This is a genomic window from Marmoricola sp. URHA0025 HA25, from assembly GCF_054059435.1.
The window spans coordinates 2591494-2613034 of the sequence record NZ_JBSSCD010000001.1; the positions used below are offsets into that span (position 1 = coordinate 2591494).

Sequence of the window (21541 nt, forward strand, 5' to 3'; positions counted from 1 at the left end):
AGAGGTTAGTGTCTGCGGACATGGCGACGGCGACCCCACATCCGGACCACGAGGGACGTGCCGCGGCCATCGAGGACTACGCGGTGATCGACGACGGCCACACGATCGCACTCGTGAGCCGCCACGGCTCGATCGACTGGCTCTGCCTGCCACGGTTCGACTCCCCCTCGTGCTTCACGCGTCTCCTCGGCGACCCCGACGACAGCCACTGGTCGCTGACCGTCCCCGAAGCCGGCGCGACCTCCGAGCGCCGGTACGTCGAGGACACCAACGTGCTCGAGACGACCTGGACGACGCCGAGCGGCCAGGTGAGGGTCACCGACTTCATGCCGATCCGCGACCGCCGGGCCGACATCGTCCGCCGCGTGGAGGGGATCCGCGGCACCGTCCGGCTGCGCCACGAGCTGGTGATCCGCTTCGACTACGGCCGGATCCGGCCGTGGGTGCACCGCGCCACGGCGTTCGGCCGGCAGGTGATCATCGCGGTCGCCGGCCCCGACAAGGTCGTGCTCGCCGGATCACGGCTGCCCCGAGTCGTGGTCGAGGGCCAGCACGAGGACGAGTTCGACGTGTCCGCCGGAGACCGCTTCGACTTCACGCTCACGTGGGTCCCGTCGCACCGCGACGTCCCCGAGCCGCTCGACGTCGACAGCCGGCTGGAGCGGACGATGGAGATCGAGCGCAGGTGGGCCGTCGAGACCGAGTACGACGGGCCGTTCCGCGCCCCGGTGATCCGCAGCCTGCTCGTGCTGCACGCCATGACCCACGAGGACACCGGTGGCATCGTGGCCGCGCCGACCACGTCCCTTCCCGAACAGTTCGGTGGCGAGCGCAACTGGGACTACCGCTACTCCTGGCTGCGCGACGCCGCCCTCACGGTCGAGGCGGTGATCGGGACCAAGCGGCCGGACCGTGCGGCCCCCTGGCGCGACTGGCTGCTGCGGACGGTGGCTGGTGACCCGGAGGACCTCCAGGTGATGTACACGGTCGACGGCGGCCGGCACCTGCCGGAGCACGAGCTGGACCACCTCGCCGGCTACGCCGGGTCGCGACCGGTCCGGATCGGGAACGCCGCGGTCGACCAGCGCCAGACCGACGTGATCGGTGAGGTGATCTGCGCACTCGCGACCGCGCGCGACGTCGGTCTCGAGGAGACCCCCGACGGCTGGAGCCTTCAGCGCAAGCTCGTCGAGCAGCTGGCGCAGACGTGGCAGCAGCCGGACCACGGCATCTGGGAGATCCGCGGCCCCAAGAGGCACTTCACCCACAGCAAGGTCATGGTCTGGGCCGCGTTCGACCGCATGGTCACCGCAGTCGAGCGACACGGCCTCGACGGACCGGTCGAGCAGTGGCGAGCCCTCAGGGACGACGTCCGCGAGCAGGTGATGGCGAAGGGGGTCGACGCCCGGAGGGGGTGCTTCACCCAGCACTACGACACCACCCAGGTGGACGCCTCGCTCCTGGTGCTCCCGGCCGTCGGGTTCGTCGCCGGAGACGACCCGCTGATGCTGGCCACGATCGACGCGGTCGAGCAGGACCTCATGCGTGCGGGCCTGGTGCTCCGCTACCGGACCAGCACCGGGGTCGACGGCCTCGCCGGCGACGAGCACCCGTTCCTCGCCTGCTCGTTCTGGCTGGTCGCCGCCTACGCCCGCGCCGGGCGCGTGGACGAGGGTCTCCAGCTCATGGAGCGCCTCGTCGGCCTCGCCAACGACGTCGGCCTGCTCAGCGAGGAGTACGACGTCGACACCGGGCGGATGGCCGGCAACTTCCCGCAGGCCTACTCCCACCTCACGCTCGTCCAGGCGGCGCGGGCGCTCGCCGGCGTGACTGGGGGTCGTCTCGCGCGTTGACATGGTGACGGTTCCGGCGACCGGTCCAGTCAGTTCCCTGACCGGTCCAGTCCACCAATTCGCCACAAGTACGACACTGGAACCGTAGCAACTCCACACATTTGGGGAGGAACCATGGACGAGTCGGACAGCGGCACCATTGCCGAGCGCGAAGAACGCGCGGCCCGGGAGTGGGCCGAGCAGCAGCGTGCCCAGGCCCGGTCGCAGTTCGCGACGCCGTCCTGGATCGGTCCGGACCGCGGCACTGCCACGCCGCACCAGGTCCCGGCGCAGGCCGAGCCCGAGCACGACGAGCTCGAGTACGTCGTACCCGTACGCTCCGGCCCGCCGATCCCCGAGACCGCGCACTGGTCGGAGACCGCCAAGCCCCGCGTCGTTGCCGGCACCCTGCTGGTGCTGGCACTGGCCGGCGTCGTGACCTCACTGGTGCTCACCATCACGTCCCAGTCCCCGGTCGCCATCGCCGGGCTGGCCGCGAGCGCGATCGTTGCCGTGATCTTCCGCGGCGCACTCATGGCCGCGCCGATCACGACGGTCGAGCTCAAGGGCTCGGTGCTGCGCATCCACCGCGGCGGACAGCTCGACGTGGTGAACCTCGCGGACCCGATGCACCTGGTCGACCTGATCGGCGACCCGGAGCAGCCCAGCTGGCGGCTCCGGCTCGAGGCCGTCGACGGACGAATCGTCGAGCTCGGCCCGAAGGAGGTCGACCCGCGGGAGCTGCACCGCGTCGTCGTGCACTACCGGGCGATCGCCGAACGCGCGCGGCGCGAGCGCGAGGAGCGCTTCAAGCGCTGACCTGCCCCGTCGGTCAGGTGGGCTGCCGGTCCTCGACCGTGCGCCGCTGTCGGACCACGTCGCGGGCGAACTCCAGCCCGGAGCTCACCGTGAGCGCCACCGCGATCCCCATCAGGACCGCGGCGATCCACCACACCACGTCACCGGGCACGTCCCAGCCTCCTGAGAGGTGCTTGAACGGCGCGACGAAGCCGCCGAGCGCGAGGGCCTGCGCCATCGTCTTCACCTTGCCGCTCTGCCGGGCCGCCATCACCACCTGACGGGCGATCGAGAGCCGGGCGAACGTCACCGACCACTCGCGCACCAGCACGAGGATCGTCACCCACCACCAGAGCTCCCCCACCACCGAGAGCCCGATGAACGCCATGCCGGTGATCGCCTTGTCCGCGATCGGGTCGGCGATCTTGCCGAAGTTCGTGACCAGGTTGTGCCGCCGGGCGATGTCACCGTCGATCTTGTCGGTCACCATCGCGACCACGAAGAGACCGTAGGCGAGCCAGCGCCATCCGTGGCTGTCGCCACCGTCGTGCAGGAGCGCCCAGCCGAAGACCGGGACCATCGCGATCCGCAGCGCGGTGAGGGCGTTCGGCACGTTCCAGTTGCTGGGCGGTGACGACGGGTCCTGCTCCGCGCTCATCTGCTCCCTCTCGGTCAGCCGGCCAGGCCCCGGATCGGGTCCGCGACCAGGTCGACACCCTCCGTGGCGATGACGACGGCTTCGATCATGTCACCCACCCGGGCACCGGCCGGCAGCGTGGTCAGCGTCGTGGACCCGTCCACCTCCGGACCCTGACAGGCTGCTCGCCCCTCGACCAGCTCGCCGTCGACGGTCTCCAGGAGCACCTCGACCCGCTCCCCGAGCCGGTCCTCTGCCCGGCGGGCGGTCACCTCCTCGGCCAGCCCGGTGAGCCGCTCGACGCGCTCGGCGATGACCTCGTCGGCCAGCTTCCCGGCGTACGACGCGGCCTCGGTGCCGTCCTCGTCGGAGTAGCCGAACACCCCGATTGCGTCGAGCCCGGCCTCGGCGACGAAGTCGCACAAGGTCTCGAAGTCCGTCTCGGTCTCGCCGGGGAAGCCCACGATGAAGTTCGACCGGACCCCCGCGGCGGGCGCCTGGCTGCGCACGTCGGCCAGGAGCGCCAGGAACGAGTCCGGGTCACCGAACCGGCGCATCCTGCGCAGCAGTTGCGCGGACGCGTGCTGGAAGGACAGGTCGAAGTACGCCGCCACGCCGGGTGTCTGCGCGATCGCGGTGACCAGGCCGGGCCGGGTCTCGGCCGGCTGCAGGTAGGAGACCCGGACACGGGTGACTCCGTCGATGCCGGCGAGCTCGGGCAGCAGGGTCTCGAGGAGCCGGATGTCGCCGAGGTCCTTGCCGTAGGAGGTGGAGTTCTCCGAGACCAGGAACAGCTCACGGACGCCCTGCTCCGCGAGCCACCGCGCCTCGGAGAGCACGTCTCCGGGCCGCCTCGAGACGAAGGAGCCGCGAAAGCTCGGGATCGCGCAGAAGGTGCAGCGCCGGTCGCAGCCGGACGCGAGCTTGAGCGGCGCCATCGGGCCGCCGTCCAGCCGACGTCGCACCGATCGCGGGCCGGTGGCAGGGCCGCCGGCGCCGAGGGTTTCGACAGGCTCAACCACCGGCACGGAGTGGCCGGGGATCGTCACGTCGACGCCGCCGCGCTCGACGGGGCTGATCGGGAGCAGCAGCCGCCGGTCGCTCGGGGTGTGCGCGGCGTGCTTCTCGCCGGCGAGGATCGACCGCAGCCGGTCGGCGATGTCGGGGTAGTCGTCGAACCCGAGCACCGCGTCGGCCTCGGGCAGCGAGGTGGCGAGCTCGGCGCCGTACCGCTCGGCGAGGCATCCGACCGCGACGACCGAGCGGGTGGTGCCGTCGTCCTTGAGGTCGGCAGCCGCGAGGAGCGTGTCGACGGAGTCCTTCTTCGCGGCCTCGACGAAGCCGCAGGTGTTGACCACGACGGTCTCGGCGTCGGCGGGGTCGTCCACGAGCAGGAAGCCGCCCGCCTCGAGCTGGCCGGCGAGCTCCTCGGAGTCGACCTCGTTGCGGGCGCAGCCGAGCGTCACCATCGCGACGGTGTGACGAGGAGTGGCCGTGGGGCTTGAAGTCATGACGCAGCGAGTATGACGGCCGGGCCCGCCGCGCGCGAAATGCGCGAGACGGGCCCGGACGGTGGGGATCAGCTCGCGGCCTGGGCGAACTTGGTGGTGTAGGTCTTCGACAGGTCGATGTCGTCCTTCTTCGCCTTCACCGTGTCGCTGAACGTGCCGAGCACGTCGAGCACGGTCTGCGGGCCGCCCTCCGGCATCACGCCGTCGGTGGTGAACATCGGCGAGGAGTCCTTGATCGCCTGCTCGTAGAGAGCCGGGTTGCCGCCGGCGTAGTCGGCCGGCATCTTCGCGGCGATGTCAGCGGCACTGTGGGTGTGGATCCACCCGAGCGTCTTCACGAACGCGTCCACGACCTTCTGCACGGTGTCGGGATTGTTCTTCACGTAGTCGCAGTCCATGTACATGGAGGCTGCCGGGTAGAGCCCGCCGAGGGCCGCCTTGGTGCCCTCCTCGGTGCGCATGTCCAGCAGCACCTTGCCCTTCCCCTGGCTGACCACCTGGGCGATGGTGGGGTCGGTGGTCATGCCGGCGTCGATGCCGCCGTTGTCGATCGCGGCCAGGAACGTCGACCCGGCGCCCGCGGTCACGGTCGTGTAGTCCTTCGTGTCGACGCCGTGCTTGGTCGCGAGGTACTGGGTCAGGTAGTCCGTCGACGAGCCCGGGGAGGTCACGCCGAGCTTCTTGCCCTTGAAGTCCGTCGGCGCGCCGATCGCGCCGGCCGCCTTCGTCGAGACCACCTCGGCCTCACCGGGCACCTTCGCGAACTGCACGACGCTCTCGATGCACTTGCCCTGGGCCTGGAGGGTGACAGTGTGGTCGTAGAAGCCGACCACGCCGTCGACCTTGCCGGCGACCAGGACGTTCTCCGCGGTCGCGCCGGACGGCTCGGTCTTGAGGCTGACGTCGACACCGGCGTCCTTGAAGTAGCCCAGGCGCTCGGTGAGCATCGCCGGGAGGTAGATCACCTTGTCGATGCCGCCGACCATGATGCTGACCTTCGGCGTCCCCTTGGCGTCGTCGTCGGAGCTGGCGGAGCTGCTCCGACCGCAGGCGGCCATGGAGGCGGCCAGGGTGAGGGCGACGGCGCTCGCGGCGATCCGTCCGGTGGTGGTGCGCAACATTGGTTTCTCCTGTTCGTGGGCAGATGTGCCCGCTGGTGGGGTGAGAGACGTGCTGGGTATCAGATGCCGGCGGCCTGGCTGTTCGACGGCGGCCGCCAGGCCGTCAGTCGCTTCTCCAGCTGGGTGATCAGCCACTCCGCCCCGAGCGCGAGCACGGTGACGACGACCATCCCGGCGTAGATCCCGGCGGCGTCGAAGTTGCCCTGGGCCTGGTTGATCAGCAGGCCCATGCCCTTGTCGGCGCCGACCACCTCGCCGACGACCGCACCGATCAGCGCGAACCCGAAGGCGACGTGCATGCTCGCGAGGATCCAGGAGGTCGCGCTCGGCAGGATGATGGAGCGCATCAGGTCCCACCGGGAGGCGCCGAGGATGCGGGCGTTGTCGACGAGGACCTTGTCCACCTCGCGGGCGCCCTGGAACGCGTTGAAGAACACGGCGAAGAAGACGAGCACGAACGCGGTCGCCACCTTCGAGGACATCCCGAGGCCGAACCAGATCACGAACAGCGAGGCGAGCACGATGCGCGGGATCGCGTTGGCTCCCTTGATGAAGGGCGCCAGTACGTCGGCGAGGAACTGGCTGCGCCCGAGGACGACTCCGAGCACGACGCCGGCAACGGTGCCGATCAGGAAGCCGAGCACCGCCTCCTCGAGGGTGACCCCCATGTTCGACCAGATGGACCCGTGCGAGGTCCCGTCCTGGAACCAGGTCACCAGCTTGTCCCAGATGGCCGTCGGCTTGGAGTAGAAGAACGGGTCGATGACCGTCCGTGCCGCCAGCTCCCAGCTGCCGAGCCAGACGGCCACGAGGAGCACCCGGACGCCGGTCACCACCCACGGTGAGCGACTTCCCCCGCGACGTCTGCCGAGATCGAGGCGGCCGCGTGCGGCCTTCGGATCGATCGGCCGGGCCTCGCCCGCCACCAGCAGGTCATGCGACATTGGCTGCTCCTCTTGCTCGGGTGATCTCGACCTCTTCGCGCAGCGAGTCCCACACGCGCCGGTAGATCTCCATGAAGTCGTTGGTGAGGCGGATCTCCTCGACCTTGCGCGGGCGGGGCAGGTCGATCGGCACGGCTTCCTTGACGGTGCCCGGACCGGCGGTCATCACCACGACCCGGTCCGCCAGGCTGATCGCCTCGGTCAGGTCGTGGGTGATGAAGACGACCGCGGCGCCGGTGCCCGACCAGAGCTCGAGGAGCTCGTCCTGCATGTGCTCGCGGGTCTGCACGTCAAGGGCGCCGAAGGGCTCGTCGAGCAGCAGGATCGAGGGCTCGCCGATGAGCGACTGCGCCATCGCCACGCGCTTGCGCATGCCGCCGGACAGCTGGTGCGGGTAGCGGTCCTCGAAGCCGCCGAGGCCGACCCGGTTGATCCAGTCGCGCGCCTTCGCGTGCGCCTCGGACCGGGCGACCTTGTGGTAGCGCAGGCCGAGGGCGACGTTGTCCAGGACGTTCTTCCAGGGCAGCACCGCGTCGGTCTGGAACATGTAGCCGATGCCCTCGGGGATCCCGGTGACGGGCCGGCCGTGCACCTCGACGGTGCCCGCCGATGCGGGCTCCAGGCCCGAGACCAGAGACAGCGTCGTGGACTTGCCGCAGCCGGTCGGTCCGACGATCGTGACGAACTCGCCGGCAGCGACGTCGAGGGTGACGTCGGTGAGGGCGGTGAACGGCGCACCACTGCGGGTCGCGAACCTCTTGGTCGCTCCCCGCAGCGAGATCGCCGGTGGGGTGAGTGGGGTCATGGGCCGGGACGCTAGGTGGCTATGACGTGGGTCACTACCCTTGCGCGCATTGCGTCGGCAGTGCGCACAACCTGCGTTCTGCGCATTCTGCTCAGCCTGTCTGGAAAGGCGGTCGCCGGGCTACCGTGAGCGGGTGCCACGCCCTCATCGCGTCCCCGCGACGCGGCGACCGCGGCTCCGGCTCGGCTCCCGGATCGCGGTGCTCACCGCGCTGCTGCTGAGCCTCGTGGTGCTGCTCGGGACCGCCGCTGCAGTCGTCGTCCTGCGTCGCGATCTGACCGAGCAGTACGAGCAGCGGGCGCTCGCGATCGCCCGTTCGGTCGCGCAACTCCCGGGGCTTCCGGCCGCCGTCACGGGGTCGAGCCCGGCGCCCGAGGGTCCGGTCGAGCAGGAGGCCGAGGCGGTACGCCGGGCCACTGGCGCGCTCTACGTGGTCGTCACCGACGACCGCGGCATCCGGTTCAGCCACCCGACCCGCGCGCGCATCGGCGAGCGCGTGTCGACGAGTCCGGAGGAAGCGCTCTCCGGCCACGACGTCGTCACCGTGGAGCGCGGCACCCTGGGCCGGTCCGCACGCGGCAAGGTGCCACTGCGGGACGACAGCGGGGCCGTCGTCGGCGAGGTGAGCGTCGGGATCGAGATCGCGGCGATCGACCAGAAGACCCGGGCGCTGGCGGTCACGCTCGGCCTGATCGCGCTGGTCCCGCTCGCCCTCGGGATCATCGGGGCGATCAGCATGGGCCGCCGGCTCCGGCGCACGACGCTCGGCCTCGAGCCCGAGCAGATGGCCGACCTGGTCCGCGAGCACGAGGCGGTGCTGCACGGCGTCACCGACGGCATCCTCGCGGTCGACAACTCCGGACGGGTCACCGTCACGAACCCCCAGGCCGTCCGGCTGCTCGGCTCGGTGCCGCGCCGCGGCGAGGCCCTGGACCCGGCGGCCGTCGACCCGGCCGTGGTCGAGCTGATGACCCGCCGGCCGGCACCCCGCGGCGCGCTCCGGATCGTCGCGGACCGAGCCGTCCTCGCCACCCGTCTCCCGGTGCAGCGCGACGGCCGCGACCTCGGCGAGGTGCTGATCCTGCGCGACCGGAGCGACCTGGACACGCTGGCCCGCGAGCTCGAGGCGACGCGAGCGCTCACCGATGCGCTGCGGGCGCAGGCGCACGAGCACACCAACCGCCTGCACGCGCTCGCCGGGCTGCTGCACCGGGGCCACGTCTCCGAGGCGCTCGCATACCTCGAGGAGCTCTCCGGTACGACGACCTGGGTGGCCGGCGTCGACGACCCCTACCTCGCCGGCGTCCTGGCCGCCAAGGCAGCCGCCGCGTCGGAGTCGGGCGTGACCTTCGAGGTGACCCCCGAGAGCTTCGTCGCCGGACGCCTCGTCCGGCCGCTCGACACCGTGACGGTGGTCGCCAACCTCCTCGACAACGCGGTGCGCGCCGCCGCGACCGGCGTCCGGGAGCCGGCCCGCGTCGAGGTGACGCTCCTGTCCGACGAGGAGGACCTGGTCGTCCACGTGCGCGACACCGGGGACGGCGTACCTGCCGACGCGGCCGAATCGGTCTTCGACCACGGATGGACCAGCAGGCCGGACGAGGCCGCCGGACACGGGCTCGGGCTCTCCCTGGCGCGGCACACCGCCCGCTCCGGCGGCGGCGACATCGTGCTGATCGACCCCGGCGGTCCTCCCCCGGCGTCGCACGGCGCGGTGTTCGAAGCGAGGCTGCGGGGCGTGATCGGCGCGACGGCGAAGGAGATGACCCCGTGATCCGGGTGCTCGTCGTCGAGGACGACTTCCGGGTGGCTCGGTTGCACGCCGACCTCGTGGCAGGAGTCGAGGGGATGGAGGTCCTCGGCGTGGCGCACACCGCCGCGGATGCCCTGGCGATCGCTGCTGCCGAGCACCCCGACCTCGTGCTGCTCGACGAGTACCTCCCCGACGAGCGCGGCACCTCGCTGATCGGGCGCCTTGACGCCGCCGTCATGCTGATCAGCGCGGAGACCGATGCCGGGGTGATCCGGCGCGCGGTCGCCCGCGGGGCCGTCAACGTCGTGCTGAAGCCGTTCGGGCCGGCGGTCCTCGTCGGGAGGCTCGCGGCCTTCCGCCGTTTCTGGGCAACGCTGGAGTCCGGGCAGGCGGACCAGCGGGCCGTCGACCGCGCACTTGCCGTCCTGCGCGAGGGCGACTCGCCCGCCGGGGCGATGCCGAAGGGTCGCTCGGCAGTGACGGCCGAGGCCGTCCGGGACGCCCTCCAGGCGGCGGACGACGCGCTCACCGCGCAGCAGGTCGCCGACGCGACCGGCGTCTCCAGGGCCACCGCCCAGCGGTACCTCGCCGACCTGGTGTCCGCCGGCCGGGTCGACCTGCGCCTGCGCTACGGCTCGACCGGCCGGCCGGAGCACCGCTACACCTGGCGCGGCTGATGCTTGACTTCCCCGGACCACCCTGTCGTATTCGCCTGTCGCCGTTCGTGGCACAGGTGGGAGCGGGCCACCGGGGTCTGCACCACGAGAAGGAGCGCTCATGCCCGAGTACCTCATCTACTTCAACCAGCAGTGGGTCGGCGACCACACCGAGGAGTGGTTCCGCGGGCGCGGACCGCTCGCGATGGCCGTGATGAACGAGATGAAGGCCGCCGGGGTCTACGTCTTCTCCGGCGGGCTGGAGGAGCCCGACGAGGGAGCCCTCATCTACAGCGCGGACCCCACCAGTGGCGTGGTGGCGATCTCGGACGGGCCGTACGTCGAGACCAAGGAGTACCTCGGCGGCTTCGCGCTGGTGGACGTCGCCGACGACGAGGCCGCGAAGCTCTGGGCGGGCAAGGTCGCCGAGGCGTGCGGCTGGCCGCAGGAGGTCCGCCGGTTCAAGCCGCAGCCTCGCACCGACTGAGCGCGTGGGCCACGCTGGGCCTGTGACCTCCTGGGTGCTCCACGTCGACCTCGACGAGTTCCTCGCCGCCGTCGAGGTGCTCAGGCGCCCGGAGCTCGCCGGTCTGCCGGTGGTCGTCGGCGGCCGCGGCGACCCGACCGAGCGCGCAGTCGTGTCGACGGCGTCGTACGCGGCTCGCGAGTACGGCATCCGCTCCGGCATGCCCCTCAAGACCGCCGTACGCCGCTGTCCCGACGCGGTCTTCCTCCCCGTCGACCGGCCGGTGTACGAGGCCGCGTCGGCCGAGGTGATGGCCACCCTGAAGTCGGTGCCCGGCGCGACCGTCGAGGTCCTCGGGTGGGACGAGGCGTTCGTGGGCGTCGAGACCGACGACCCGGAGGGGCTCGCCCGGCAGATCCGGGCCGACGTGCTCGCCGCCACGGGGCTGCACTGCTCGGTCGGCATCGGCGACACCACCACCCGCGCCAAGATCGCCACCGACTTCGGCAAGCCGCGCGGCGTCTCGATGCTCACTCGCGAGACCTGGCTGCCGGTGATGGGCGAACGCCCCACGACCGCGCTCTGGGGCGTCGGATCACGGGTCGCCGCACGGCTCGCACGGCACGGGATCGGCACGGTGGCCGAGCTCGCCGCGGCCGATCCCGATCTGCTGGTGGCGGAGTTCGGGCCGACCATGGGCCCGCACTACGGCCGGCTCGGGCGCGGAGGCGGTCGCGCGACCGTCGACGACACGCCCTGGGTGCCGCGGGCGCACGGCCGGGAGACCACCTACCAGCGCGACCTCACGTCACCCGAGGAGATCGCGGCCGCGCTCGGGGACCTGTCCGTCCAGGTCGTCGAGGACATCGGGCGCGAGGGCCGGCCGTGCGCACGCGTGCACCTCAAGGTGCGGTTCGCTCCGTTCTTCACCGTCCAGCGAAGCCGCAAGCTCGACGAGCCGACGACCGATGCCGACGAGGTCGCGCGCACGGCGCTCGACCTGCTCCGGGGCCTCGGGGACGACCGGCCGATCAGGCTGCTCGGTGTGCGTGCGGAGATGGTGCCGCCTCCCGGCGGCTACTGAGCATCAGCCGAAGCGCTTCGAGCCGGCCTTGCCCGCGACGCCGACGGTGCCCATCGCGTCGCCGTCGACGGTCACCTCGATCGCGCCGCCGTTGTCGGTCTCGACCTTGAACGGTGCCAGTCCGACGATCTTGCGGTGGTGGGTCATCGGGAGGTCGCCTGACCAGAGCACACGTCCGGTGCGGTCCTTGACCGCGACGTGCGCACCCGCGTGGGCGGCGGTCACGGTCATCGGGGTGGTCTTCATCAGCGGTGAGGTGATCGGCTGCTGATGGGCGGCCAGGCCGGCCGACTCACCGCCGCCGGCCGGAGGCACCGCGACCTGGCTGGGATCGCCGGAGAGGAGCCGGGCGACGCCCCACACGAGCGCGAGGCAGAGCACCGCGCCGATCAGCATCGTCCACTGCGGACCGCCCCGGGTGGCGCGCATCCCACTGCTCATCCCGGTGGCCAGCTCCGCTTCGAAGACGCGACGAGCGTTGATGGGGCCGCCGGCGTACCGGTCGTCGTACTCCTTCATCAGCGGCTCGAGCGTCAGGCCCAGGACGCGGCTGATCGTGGTCAGGTGGCCGCGTGCGTAGAAGTCACCGCCGCAGGGTCCGAAGTCGTCGACCTCGATGGCCTCCAGGACGTGCGGGCGGATCCGGGTGCGCTCGCTGAGCTCCTCGATGCTCATGTCGAGCATCTCGCGGGCGTGCACGATCTTCGCGCCGATGACCGGCTCGTGCGGGGCGTGCACGGTGAGGTCGTCGACCTCGATCTCGACGGGTACGTCCTCCCAGGCCTCGGCGTGGACGAGGTCCGGGACCTCCTGCTCGTCGAGGTGCGGCTGCGGAGCCTCCAGGTCAGGCAGGCGCTGGGCGGGCACGACGTGCCCCGACTCGCGGCCGATCGCCGGATCGTCCAGCCGGACCTCGACCCTCGCCGGCAGGCTCAGTGGCCGCACCGGGTCGACGGGCTCCGGCAGCACGATCTCGTCGGTCGTCTCGACGTCGCCGTGGACCTCGCCGGGCATGACGGCGCCCTCGAGTCCCCCCTGACCGTCCCCGGAAAGCTCGTCGTCGAGGTCGTCCTCAGGTGGTGGGGGCAGCTCGAAAGCGGCCTCCGGCTCGACCTCGGGTCTTGGCGGAGCCACCACCTCGTCGAGCTGCGCGAGCTGGCGCCCGCGGAGGTGCACCACGTCGGTGCGGCCGTCGGCCAGGGCGGAGAGGTCACCGCCGAGGTCGGTGCTGTCGGTGGTCGTGGTGAGACCGAGCGGCACGCTGAGCGCGGCGCCGTACCAGAGCTCGTTCCAGCGCAGGTTGAGCCTGCCGAGCACGGTCAGGTAGTCCATGGACGATCGCGGGTCGCGCGGTACGACGACCAGCCGGCCCTCGCGCAGCGGGTTGTCGGCGTGCTCGACGACGACCTGGCGCAGCGATCCCCACGGCAGTCCGCGCCAGGTGAGGCCCACCCGCAGCCGGATGCCGTGCTCGTCCGCGACGAGCACCGGGACGCGCGCGGACGCGAGCACGACCACGTGCAGAGCCGCCACGAGGAGCAGCACCAGCCCGGCCAGCGTGTCGAGCAGTCCGTGCCCACGAAGGAGGTAGCCCAGGCCGATCACCGCGGCCAGGCCGGCGACGACGCCGCTGAGCCACACGTTGCGGCGGATCACGACGACGGCCTCGTCGATGCCGGTGCGCTCCTCCGCATGGGCGCCTGAAGTGGTCCTTGACGTCACAGCTCCCCCTGGAGGGTCGCGACGACCGCGTCGATGTCGTCTGGCTTGACCAGCACGTCCCGAGCCTTGGAACCCTCGCTGGGGCCGACCACGCCCCGGCTCTCGAGGATGTCCATCAATCGCCCCGCCTTGGCGAAGCCGACGCGCAGCTTGCGCTGCAGCATCGAGGTGGAGCCGAACTGGGTCGACACGACCAGCTCGACGGCCTGGATCACCAGGTCGAGGTCGTCGCCGATGTCGTCGTCGAGCTCGCGCCTGGACTGCTGGGGCGCGGTGACGTCCTCGCGGTACGACGGCTCGAGCTGGTCCTTGCACCGCTGCACGACCTGGTGGATCTCCGCCTCGGTCACCCAGCTGCCCTGGATCCGGGCCGCCTTCGACGCCCCCATCGGCAGGAACAGCCCGTCTCCCTGGCCGACCAGCTTCTCCGCGCCCGGCTGGTCGAGGATGACCCGGCTGTCGGCGAGGCTGGAGGTGGCGAACGCCAGCCGCGACGGCACGTTGGCCTTGATCAGGCCGGTGACCACGTCGACCGACGGTCGCTGGGTGGCGAGCACCAGGTGGATGCCGGCCGCTCGGGCCAGCTGGGTGATCCGGACGATCGAGTCCTCGACGTCGCGCGGGGCGATCATCATCAGGTCGGCGAGCTCGTCGACGACCACCAGCAGGTAGGGGTACGCAGACAGCTGACGCTCGCTGCCGGGTGGCACCTTGACCTTGCCGGCCCGCACCGCCTTGTTGAAGTCGTCGATGTGCCGGAAGCCGAAGTTGGCGAGGTCGTCGTAGCGCATGTCCATCTCGCGCACGACCCACTGCAGCGCCTCGGCGGCCTTCTTCGGGTTGGTGATGATCGGCGTGATCAGGTGCGGGATGCCCTCGTAGGCGTTGAGCTCGACCCGCTTCGGGTCGACCAGGATCATCCGCACCTCGTCGGGCGTCGCCCGCATCAGCACCGAGGTGATCATCGAGTTGATGAAGCTCGACTTTCCCGATCCGGTGGCGCCGGCGACCAGCAGGTGCGGCATCTTGGCGAGGTTGGCGACCACGAACCCGCCCTCGACGTCCTTGCCGAGCCCGGCCACCATCGGGTGGTGGTCACCGCGCGCGGTGTTGGACCGCAGCACGTCACCCAGCGAGACGATCTCCTTGTCGACGTTCGGGATCTCGATGCCGACCGCGGACTTGCCCGGGATCGGCGACAGGATCCGCACGTCTGCCGAGGCGACGGCGTAGGAGATGTTCTTCGCGATGTTGGTGATCTTCTCGACCTTCACCGCGGGACCGAGCTCGACGACGTACCGCGTGACGGTCGGGCCGCGGGTGTAGCCGGTCACCTGCGCGTCGATCTCGAACTCCTCGAAGACCTGCATGAGGCGCTCGACGATCTCGTCGGAGGCCTTCGTGCGCGCCTTGTGCGCACTGCCCGGCTTGAGGATGTCGTTCTCCGGCAGCGAGTAGGCGATGTCGCCGGACAGGCTCAGCTGCTCGACGCGGGCCGGCAATGGCGTGTGCGGGGGCGGCTCGAGCTCTGCCTTCTCCTCCTCCGGCTCCGGGTCGGGCACGGACTTGCCCCGCTTGGTGAGCTCACGGCCCTCCAGGAGCGGCGTGTCGTACGCCGGGTCGCCCATCTCGGGGTCGAGGTCGTCGAGCGCCCGGCGACGGCGCCGCTTCGTGGCGGTGGTCTCCTCGACGGGCTCCTCCTCGACGTGGCGCCCGAGGAGGCGGTCGCGCGCGTGCCGGAGCCGGGCCGGCACCTGGTAGACCGGCGTGGCGGTGACCACGAGCACGCCGAACAGCGCGAGCAGCACCAGCAACGGCACCACGACGTACCCGGTGTGCAGCAGGTCGGTGAGCAGCTTGGCGACGACGAACCCGAGTGCGCCACCCGCCTGCTGGAGCTTGGTGGTGTCGCCGAGCTCGGGCTTCGGCGAGCCGTTGGCGATGTGGATGATGCCGAGCGTGCCGAAGAGCAGCGCGGCCCAGCCGACGATCTGCCTTCCGGCGGGGCCGTTGGCGTCGGGGTCGCGCAGGTTGCGCCACGCGACGTAGCACAGCATCAGCGGGACGAACCACGCGAGCAGGCCGACCGAGCCGGCCACGACGGCGCGGGTGCCGGCGAAGATCGACCCCGGCAGCTGCCACCACACGGACGCGGCCACGACGACCGCGAGGGCGACGAGGAACAGCCCGGCGCCGTCACGGCGGTGCTCCGGCTCGAGGTCGCGGGCGCCCTGGCCGATCCGACGCGCTCCCGCGCCCACTCCCCCGGCGACGCCCAACCACACCCCGGAGACGCCGCGGCCGAGCGCCCCGAAGGTCCGCGAGACCGGTCCCGGCCCGTTGCGCACCGCGCGCGGTGCCGGGCGCTTGGCCTTCGTCGGCTTGCGGGCAGGCTTGCGCCTGCTCGTCGTGGAGCTTCCCGACGACCGGGACCGCGAGCTCGAGCCGCCCTTGCGAGACGTGCTCCTGCTACGCGACGCCGGCGGGGAAGACGTACGGGTCGCCATGCTCCGCAATGTACGGGATTTCCCCACAGGTCCCATGCGTCACACGCCGCGCGGCGGTTTCGTGTCGCGGGGCTCTGCGAAGCCGGTCAGCCGCCGGCGAGGCCGTGGAGCCACGGCAGCACGACGAGCAGCGTCGGGAGGACGAGCACGCCTGCGGCGATCAGCAGCACCACCACCGCCTGGACCGGATGCCGGGCCTCGTCGAGCAGCAGATCCAGGCGAGCCCGCAGGCCCGTGCCCGAAGCAGCGAGCGCCGACTCCGGTGCTGCGGTTGCGCCTCCTGCGGCCAGCGCCTGGAAGGCGCTGACGAGCGGCTTCGCTCCGTGCCGTCGGCGAGCGGCACGGTCCGCCAGCACCTCGACCAGCAGCCGGACCTCCTCGAGCGCCTGCTTCGACGTGACCACGGCAGGGAAGGCCCGCTGGAGCACCGTGAAGGCCTCGAGCACGAGGTCGTGCCGCGCCCGCACGTGGGCGCGCTCGTGCGCGAGCACAGCGGCGAGCTCGCCGGGAGCGAGCGACTGCACCGTCCCGGTGCTCACCACCACCCGCGAGCGCAGCCCGGGCAGGCAGTACGCCGTGGGCGCCGCGTGCTCGAGCACACGGACGCCGCCGCGGTCCTCGGCCAGCAGGTCGACCAGCTGCCGGTGCCGCCGGCGCAGGCCGCGCAGGTCGGTGCCGACGCGGTGGCCGGAGAGCAGCAGCCGGGCGAGCACCAGGCCGGTGAGGGCGAGCGGGAGAGCCGTGACGGCGTACGCGAGGACCGAGCTGTCGTCGTCGAGCCGCGAGGTCACCAGCGACAGCCCGGCACCCAGAGCGGCCAGAACTCCGGCGAGCGCGACCGACTGCCAGAGCACCATCGCCGCACGCGGCGTGCGCCGGAGGCCGGGGAGGTGCGTGAGGGCCCACGGCACCGGGCCGGCGAGCACGATCGCCAGCGCCGCCAGCACCGCCGTCGTCATGACTTGGAGCGGCGCTCCAGCTCGGCGAGCGCGTCGCGCAGGGCCCGGCGGTCAGCGGCGCTCGCCTCGCCGACGAAGGCGACCAGCGCAGCCTCCCGGTCGCGCTTGTTGGTCTCCTCGGCGAACTCCCCCAGCGCCTGTCGCATCACCTCGGCGGTCATCGCGCCGCGGCTCTGCGTCGGCCGGTACCGCCATGCGCGGCCCTCGCGCTCGCGCTCTACGATCTGCTTGCGGGCCATCCGGTCGAGCACGGTCATCACGGTCGTGTAGGCGAGGTCGCGATCCTTCGCGAGCACCTCGTGCACCTCGCGCACGGTCAGCCAGCCGTCGCCGGCGCCCCACAGCGTCTCCAGGACGCTGCGCTCGAGATCACCGAGGTTGGAGCGGGCCACGCCCAGATACTACCTGACGTAGTAGGCAGGAGTCGGCGAGCCGCCCGACGTCGCCGGCTCGCGGACCTGGCCGGTCGTCCGCGACCGCCCGGCCCGAAGTTCAGGGCTGGCACGGATTCCCGCGCGCCGCCGGAGGAGCACCGTACGAAGGGTCGATGCATGTGTTTCGCCATGAAGCGCATCCGGACCAAGGAGAGCAAATGAAGACACGGATCCTGCTCGCCCTCGGAGTCGCCTTCACGGCAGCGCTCCCGGCACTCATCCCGCTCGCGGCGACTGCGAACCCGAGTCGTCCGAGCGGAGAGATCCTCTTCGCCCGGTACGACCCGTCCCTGGACGACACCGTGCTGTACACCGTCAACCCGGACGGCACCAACGAGCACCAGGTGGTGCCGTTCGCGACCGAGTGTCCGCACTGGTCGCCGGACAGCAGCCTGATCGCCACCTGCGGGACACCGCTCTCCGGCGCCGACGGCGCGACGATCATCGATCCAGACACCGGCGACTACCGGGAGATCCCCGGGCCCGACCCGACCCTGACCACGGCGTGCTACCTCTGGACGCCCGACGCCGAACGGCTGGCCTGCGAGAGCTGGAGCGACGACGACCCGAGCCGCAACGGGATCTACACCATCCGCATCTCCGACGGACAGGACCTGCGCATGGTGACGTCGAACCCGTTCGGGGACGACACGCCGGCCGCGTACTCGCCGAACGGCAAGAGCCTGCTGTTCATCCGCAGCGACGGAGACGGCAACAACCTCGGCCTGTTCGTCGTGGCAAGTGACGGCAGCCACGAGCGCCGGATCGCTCCGGCCGGCGTGACGTGCTGCTCCGCCGGTTGGTCCCCGCAGGGCAACGACATCGTGTTCTCGCGGCACGTGACACCCGACGTGCACAGCTCGATGTGGATCGTGCACGCCGACGGCACCGGGCTGCGCGAGATCCCGGCCCACCCGGCCTTCGGGTGCGGCGGATTGAACAGCGACCCGAACGCAGGCGGCTGCTTCGACCCACGGTGGTCACCCGACGGCACCCGGGTCGTCTTCGGCAACGGCGACGACGCGCTGGGCCGCAACGTCTACTCCGTCCGGCCGGACGGCAGCGGCCTGGTCCAGGTCACCCATGGAGACGCGTCCGAGTCCAGCGAAGCGCCCGACTGGGGCAGCCACCCGCTCGCGCGGTAGAGCCGGCTCGAGGGATCCCTGGTCCCTGGAGACGGAGTCCTCAGCCTCCGGCGGCGTGCCCGCGGTCGAGCAGTCCCCGCAGGTACGCCGCCTGGCCGAGGTGCTGGGTCGCGTCGTTGACCACGCTGACCAGCCGGACGCCGAGGGTCACCGGCGGGTCCCAGCGCTCGTCGACGATCCGGTCCAGGTCGTGCGCCGAGAGGCTGCCGACGTACTCGACCGCGCGAGCGGCCGTGGCGTCGTGGTAGCCGACGAGGAGGTCGCGCTCGACCCGCACGCGGGCGACCTCGTCGGCGCTCTGGCCCCAGCCGTGCACCTCCGGCGGGAACGGCAGCCCGAACCGGTCGTACCAGCCGTCGGCGGTCCACACCTGCTCGGTGCCGGCGACCTCGGCGATGTGGTCGTCCTCGACGCGCGTGAGGTGCCACACCAGCCAGGCGATCGAGTTCGATCCCTCGTCGGGGCGCCAGGCCAGCTGGTCGGCGTCGAGGCCGCCGACCACTCCGGGGACGTCGTCCCGCACGCGACCGAGCGCATCACTCAAGAGCTCTCCGATGTCCATGTGACCACTGTCCCGCACGCCGGGGACCTTGTCCCCTCCGCGGCACCGCGGGCGTCGAGTACTATCTACTACGTTGTGTAGGAGATCATTGTCTCGACGGGAGCACCCCCCATGGATGTCACGGACATCGCCCGCTGGCAGTTCGGAATCATCACGGTCTACCACTTCCTCTTCGTGCCGATCACCATCGGCACCAGCGCGATCGTCGCGGCCTTCCAGACCGCCTGGGTGCGCACAGGGAGGGAGGAGTACCTCCGGCTGACCAAGTTCTTCGGGAAGCTGTTCCTGATCAACTTCGCGATCGGCGTGGTCACCGGAATCGTCCAGGAGTTCCAGTTCGGCATGAACTGGTCGGACTACTCACGCTTCGTCGGCGACATCTTCGGAGCACCGCTGGCGATCGAGGGGCTGCTCGCGTTCTTCCTCGAGTCGACGTTCCTGGGACTGTGGATCTTCGGGTGGGGGAAGCTGCCGAGGAACGTCCACGCGGCGACGATCTGGGCGGTGCACATCGGCACCCTGTTCTCCTCCTACTTCATCCTCGCCGCGAACTCCTGGATGCAGCACCCGGTCGGCTACAAGTACGACGCCAAGACCGGCCGCGCCGAGCTCACCGACTTCTGGGCGGTGATGTTCAACAAGGTCCAGCTGGTGACGTTCCCGCACGTGGTGATGTCGGCGTACATGACCGGAGGCGCCTTCGTGCTCGGCGTCGCGGCGTACCTGCACCTCAAGGAGCGTCGTGCGGTCAGCAACGAGAGCGACGCACCGCTCTACCTGAAGGCCGTCAGGATCGGCGCCGCCATCACCCTGTTCGCGGGTCTCGGCGTCGCGATCAGCGGCGACATCCAGGGCAAGATCATGACCGAGGTGCAGCCGATGAAGATGGCTGCCGCGGAGGCGCTCTACGACACGTCGAAGCCCGCGTCGTTCTCGATCTTCACCTGGGGCACGCCCGACGGGAAGCAGGAGAAGTTCTCGGTCACTGTGCCGCACCTGCTGTCCTTCCTCGCCACGGGCTCCACCAACGGCAAGGTCGACGGCATCAACCAGCTCCGCGACCAGTACAAGGCCAGGTACGGCAAGGAACCCGGGGGCCAAGTACTACAGCCCCGGCGACTACACGCCGATCATCCCGGTCACGTACTGGTCCTTCCGCTTCATGATCGGGCTGGGCGTCTTCGCCGCGGCCGGTGCCGCGCTGATCCTGCTGATCACCCGCAACGGCGGCAGACCCCTGGGCGTCTGGTGGCCACGGCTCGCGATCGTGTTGCCGATCGCGATGGTGCTCGCCAACTCCTGGGGGTGGTTGTTCACCGAGATGGGCCGCCAGCCCTGGGCCGTCTTCGGACTGATGACCACCCAGCAGGCGGTCTCGCCGGGCGTCTCGGTCTTCGAGGCCTGGGTCTCGATCATCGCCCTCACCCTCCTGTACGCCGTGCTCGCCGTCGTCGAGTTCGGGCTGATGTGGCGCTACATCAAGCTCGGCGCCCCGGCCTACGAGGAGCCACCCGACCCCGCCGACGCCGACGACGACCGCCCGCTCGCGTTCGCCTACTAGGAGCAGACCATGGAGCTCACGACCGTCTGGTTCGCACTCATCGCCGTCCTCTGGATCGGCTACTTCACCCTGGAGGGATTCGACTTCGGCGTCGGCATGCTGCTGCCGGTCATCGCCAAGGACGACACCGAGCGCCGGGTCCTCTACAACACCGTCGGCCCGGTCTGGGACGGCAACGAGGTCTGGGTCCTGGTCGCAGGAGGTGCGACGTTCGCCGCCTTCCCCGAGTGGTACGCCACCCTGTTCAGCGGGTTCTACCTGCCGCTGCTGCTGATCCTGCTCGCGCTGATCGTGCGCAACCTCGCCTTCGAGTACCGGGCGAAGCAGGACGACGACGCGTGGCGCCGCAATTGGGACCTGAGCCTGACCATCGGCTCGTTCGTCCCTGCGCTGCTCTGGGGCGTTGCGTTCGCCAACATCGTCGCCGGCGTACCGATCGACGCGCACAAGGAGTTCACCGGCAACCTGTTCACCCTGCTGAACCCCTACGGCCTGCTCGGTGGCGTCGTCACGCTGCTGCTGTTCGCGACCCACGGCGCGATGTTCATCGCCCTGAAGACCGACGGTGACATCCGGCACCGCGCCCGGGCGCTCTCCGTGCAGCTCGGGCTGGCCGCCGCCGTCGTGGCTGTCGCGTTCCTGGTGTGGACGCAGGCCAAGACGGGGTCGGCGTCCTCCGCCGTCGCGTTCGTGCTCGCCGCTCTCGCCCTGGTCAGCGGGATCTACGCCGCCTGGAAGGGGCGTGAGGGCTGGGCCTTCGTCGGCACCTTCGTCACGATCGCGCTCGCGGTTGCCGGTCTGTTCTTCGCGCTGTTCCCGGACGTGATGCCCTCGACCACCAGCAGCGGCTTCTCGCTGACCACGTCCAACGCGTCCGCGACCGGCTACACGCTGACGGTGATGACCTGGGTCGCGGTGATCTTCACGCCCGTCGTCCTGGTCTACCAGGGCTGGACGTACTGGGTGTTCCGCAAGCGGATCGCCACCCACCACATCCCGGCGATCGACCCGGCCCAGGTGCCGGTCAGCGCCCGCTGACGGCGC

19 protein-coding genes and 1 pseudogene are annotated in these 21541 nt (G+C 71.0%); 10 read left to right on the plus strand and 10 right to left on the minus strand.

The window, feature by feature from the left end:
* The first annotated feature begins 20 nt into the window (after positions 1-20).
* Together ACVW00_RS12730 and ACVW00_RS12735 are read left to right on the plus strand one after the other, a co-directional pair.
* Positions 21-1853, plus strand: a complete 1833-nt coding sequence (locus ACVW00_RS12730; RefSeq protein WP_457111269.1) for a glycoside hydrolase family 15 protein — start codon at positions 21-23, stop codon at positions 1851-1853.
* A gap of 114 nt (positions 1854-1967) precedes the next feature.
* Entirely contained in the window at positions 1968-2651 is a 684-nt protein-coding gene (locus ACVW00_RS12735; RefSeq protein ID WP_457111270.1) for a hypothetical protein, read from the plus strand.
* Between the two features lie 13 nt (positions 2652-2664).
* On the opposite strand, the gene pgsA is transcribed toward ACVW00_RS12735, so the two are convergent.
* The 5 genes from pgsA to ACVW00_RS12760 all read right to left on the minus strand — a co-directional run bounded on the left by pgsA (position 2665) and on the right by ACVW00_RS12760 (position 7648).
* Positions 2665-3288, minus strand: coding sequence for a CDP-diacylglycerol--glycerol-3-phosphate 3-phosphatidyltransferase (gene pgsA, locus ACVW00_RS12740; RefSeq protein ID WP_457111271.1), 624 nt, complete (start codon positions 3286-3288; stop codon positions 2665-2667).
* A gap of 14 nt (positions 3289-3302) precedes the next feature.
* A complete protein-coding gene (gene rimO / locus ACVW00_RS12745) occupies positions 3303-4778 on the minus strand; it encodes a 30S ribosomal protein S12 methylthiotransferase RimO (RefSeq protein ID WP_457111272.1) in 1476 nt (491 codons plus the stop codon).
* Between the two features lie 68 nt (positions 4779-4846).
* Positions 4847-5899: an ABC transporter substrate-binding protein gene (locus ACVW00_RS12750; protein ID WP_457111273.1), complete on the minus strand. Its 1053-nt coding sequence runs from the start codon at positions 5897-5899 to the stop codon at positions 4847-4849.
* 59 nt (positions 5900-5958) lie between these two features.
* A complete protein-coding gene (locus tag ACVW00_RS12755) occupies positions 5959-6843 on the minus strand; it encodes an ABC transporter permease (protein WP_457111274.1) in 885 nt (294 codons plus the stop codon).
* The gene (locus ACVW00_RS12760) at positions 6833-7648 is read right to left on the minus strand and encodes an ABC transporter ATP-binding protein (RefSeq protein ID WP_457111275.1); all 816 of its coding nucleotides are present in this window, start codon (positions 7646-7648) and stop codon (positions 6833-6835) included. Before ACVW00_RS12760 ends, ACVW00_RS12755 begins: the two co-directional genes overlap by 11 nt.
* 133 nt (positions 7649-7781) lie before the next feature.
* Here ACVW00_RS12760 and ACVW00_RS12765 point away from each other — a divergent pair, with 133 nt between their 5' ends.
* From ACVW00_RS12765 to ACVW00_RS12780, 4 genes are all read left to right on the plus strand, one after another.
* Positions 7782-9422 carry a sensor histidine kinase gene (locus tag ACVW00_RS12765; RefSeq protein ID WP_457111276.1) on the plus strand — a complete coding sequence of 547 codons (1641 nt, stop codon included), beginning with the start codon at positions 7782-7784 and terminating at the stop codon, positions 9420-9422.
* On the plus strand, positions 9419-10078 hold the full coding sequence (locus tag ACVW00_RS12770) for a response regulator (protein ID WP_457111277.1): 660 nt from the start codon (positions 9419-9421) through the stop codon (positions 10076-10078). Before ACVW00_RS12765 ends, ACVW00_RS12770 begins: the two co-directional genes overlap by 4 nt.
* Positions 10079-10178: 100 nt before the next feature.
* Positions 10179-10544: a YciI family protein gene (locus ACVW00_RS12775; protein ID WP_457111278.1), complete on the plus strand. Its 366-nt coding sequence runs from the start codon at positions 10179-10181 to the stop codon at positions 10542-10544.
* A 22-nt stretch (positions 10545-10566) separates the two neighbouring features.
* Positions 10567-11607 carry a DNA polymerase IV gene (locus tag ACVW00_RS12780; RefSeq protein WP_457111279.1) on the plus strand — a complete coding sequence of 347 codons (1041 nt, stop codon included), beginning with the start codon at positions 10567-10569 and terminating at the stop codon, positions 11605-11607.
* 3 nt (positions 11608-11610) lie between these two features.
* Here the strand turns inward: ACVW00_RS12780 and ACVW00_RS12785 are convergent, their stop codons facing one another.
* The 4 genes from ACVW00_RS12785 to ACVW00_RS12800 form a co-directional block, all read right to left on the minus strand.
* Entirely contained in the window at positions 11611-13329 is a 1719-nt protein-coding gene (locus ACVW00_RS12785; protein ID WP_457111280.1) for a RodZ domain-containing protein, read from the minus strand.
* Entirely contained in the window at positions 13326-15836 is a 2511-nt protein-coding gene (locus tag ACVW00_RS12790) for a DNA translocase FtsK 4TM domain-containing protein (RefSeq protein ID WP_457111281.1), read from the minus strand. Before ACVW00_RS12790 ends, ACVW00_RS12785 begins: the two co-directional genes overlap by 4 nt.
* A gap of 86 nt (positions 15837-15922) precedes the next feature.
* Entirely contained in the window at positions 15923-16795 is an 873-nt protein-coding gene (locus ACVW00_RS12795) for a M56 family metallopeptidase (protein ID WP_457111282.1), read from the minus strand.
* Positions 16792-17187, minus strand: coding sequence for a BlaI/MecI/CopY family transcriptional regulator (locus ACVW00_RS12800; protein ID WP_457111283.1), 396 nt, complete (start codon positions 17185-17187; stop codon positions 16792-16794). Before ACVW00_RS12800 ends, ACVW00_RS12795 begins: the two co-directional genes overlap by 4 nt.
* A 200-nt stretch (positions 17188-17387) precedes the next feature.
* On the opposite strand from ACVW00_RS12800, the gene ACVW00_RS12805 reads away from it, so the two are divergent.
* Positions 17388-18374 (plus strand): TolB family protein, encoded by a 987-nt coding sequence (locus ACVW00_RS12805; RefSeq protein WP_457111284.1) that lies wholly within the window; start codon positions 17388-17390, stop codon positions 18372-18374.
* A gap of 40 nt (positions 18375-18414) precedes the next feature.
* Here ACVW00_RS12805 and ACVW00_RS12810 read toward each other — a convergent pair whose 3' ends face one another.
* The gene (locus tag ACVW00_RS12810; protein ID WP_457111285.1) at positions 18415-18936 is read right to left on the minus strand and encodes a mycothiol transferase; all 522 of its coding nucleotides are present in this window, start codon (positions 18934-18936) and stop codon (positions 18415-18417) included.
* A 111-nt stretch (positions 18937-19047) separates the two neighbouring features.
* Between ACVW00_RS12810 and ACVW00_RS12815 the strand changes: the two are divergent.
* The 3 genes and pseudogenes from ACVW00_RS12815 to cydB form a co-directional block, all read left to right on the plus strand.
* Positions 19048-19935, plus strand: a pseudogene (locus tag ACVW00_RS12815) (cytochrome ubiquinol oxidase subunit I); the annotation flags it as partial.
* 133 nt (positions 19936-20068) lie between these two features.
* Positions 20069-20497 carry a cytochrome ubiquinol oxidase subunit I gene (locus tag ACVW00_RS12820; protein WP_457113110.1) on the plus strand — a complete coding sequence of 143 codons (429 nt, stop codon included), beginning with the start codon at positions 20069-20071 and terminating at the stop codon, positions 20495-20497.
* Positions 20498-20506: 9 nt separating this feature from the next.
* Positions 20507-21535 carry a cytochrome d ubiquinol oxidase subunit II gene (gene cydB, locus ACVW00_RS12825; RefSeq protein WP_457111286.1) on the plus strand — a complete coding sequence of 343 codons (1029 nt, stop codon included), beginning with the start codon at positions 20507-20509 and terminating at the stop codon, positions 21533-21535.
* Positions 21536-21541 lie beyond the last annotated feature (6 nt).

Coding starts and splice junctions, on each gene's coding strand:
- ACVW00_RS12795 (WP_457111282.1), bottom strand. CDS start 16,795: ATGACGACGGCGGTGCTGGCGGCGCTGGCGATCGTGCTCGCCGGCCCG.
- rimO (WP_457111272.1), bottom strand. CDS start 4,778: ATGACTTCAAGCCCCACGGCCACTCCTCGTCACACCGTCGCGATGGTG.
- ACVW00_RS12805 (WP_457111284.1), top strand. CDS start 17,388: ATGAAGACACGGATCCTGCTCGCCCTCGGAGTCGCCTTCACGGCAGCG.
- ACVW00_RS12790 (WP_457111281.1), bottom strand. CDS start 15,836: ATGGCGACCCGTACGTCTTCCCCGCCGGCGTCGCGTAGCAGGAGCACG.
- ACVW00_RS12775 (WP_457111278.1), top strand. CDS start 10,179: ATGCCCGAGTACCTCATCTACTTCAACCAGCAGTGGGTCGGCGACCAC.
- ACVW00_RS12755 (WP_457111274.1), bottom strand. CDS start 6,843: ATGTCGCATGACCTGCTGGTGGCGGGCGAGGCCCGGCCGATCGATCCG.
- ACVW00_RS12750 (WP_457111273.1), bottom strand. CDS start 5,899: ATGTTGCGCACCACCACCGGACGGATCGCCGCGAGCGCCGTCGCCCTC.
- ACVW00_RS12735 (WP_457111270.1), top strand. CDS start 1,968: ATGGACGAGTCGGACAGCGGCACCATTGCCGAGCGCGAAGAACGCGCG.
- ACVW00_RS12730 (WP_457111269.1), top strand. CDS start 21: ATGGCGACGGCGACCCCACATCCGGACCACGAGGGACGTGCCGCGGCC.
- ACVW00_RS12810 (WP_457111285.1), bottom strand. CDS start 18,936: ATGGACATCGGAGAGCTCTTGAGTGATGCGCTCGGTCGCGTGCGGGAC.
- ACVW00_RS12760 (WP_457111275.1), bottom strand. CDS start 7,648: ATGACCCCACTCACCCCACCGGCGATCTCGCTGCGGGGAGCGACCAAG.
- pgsA (WP_457111271.1), bottom strand. CDS start 3,288: ATGAGCGCGGAGCAGGACCCGTCGTCACCGCCCAGCAACTGGAACGTG.
- cydB (WP_457111286.1), top strand. CDS start 20,507: ATGGAGCTCACGACCGTCTGGTTCGCACTCATCGCCGTCCTCTGGATC.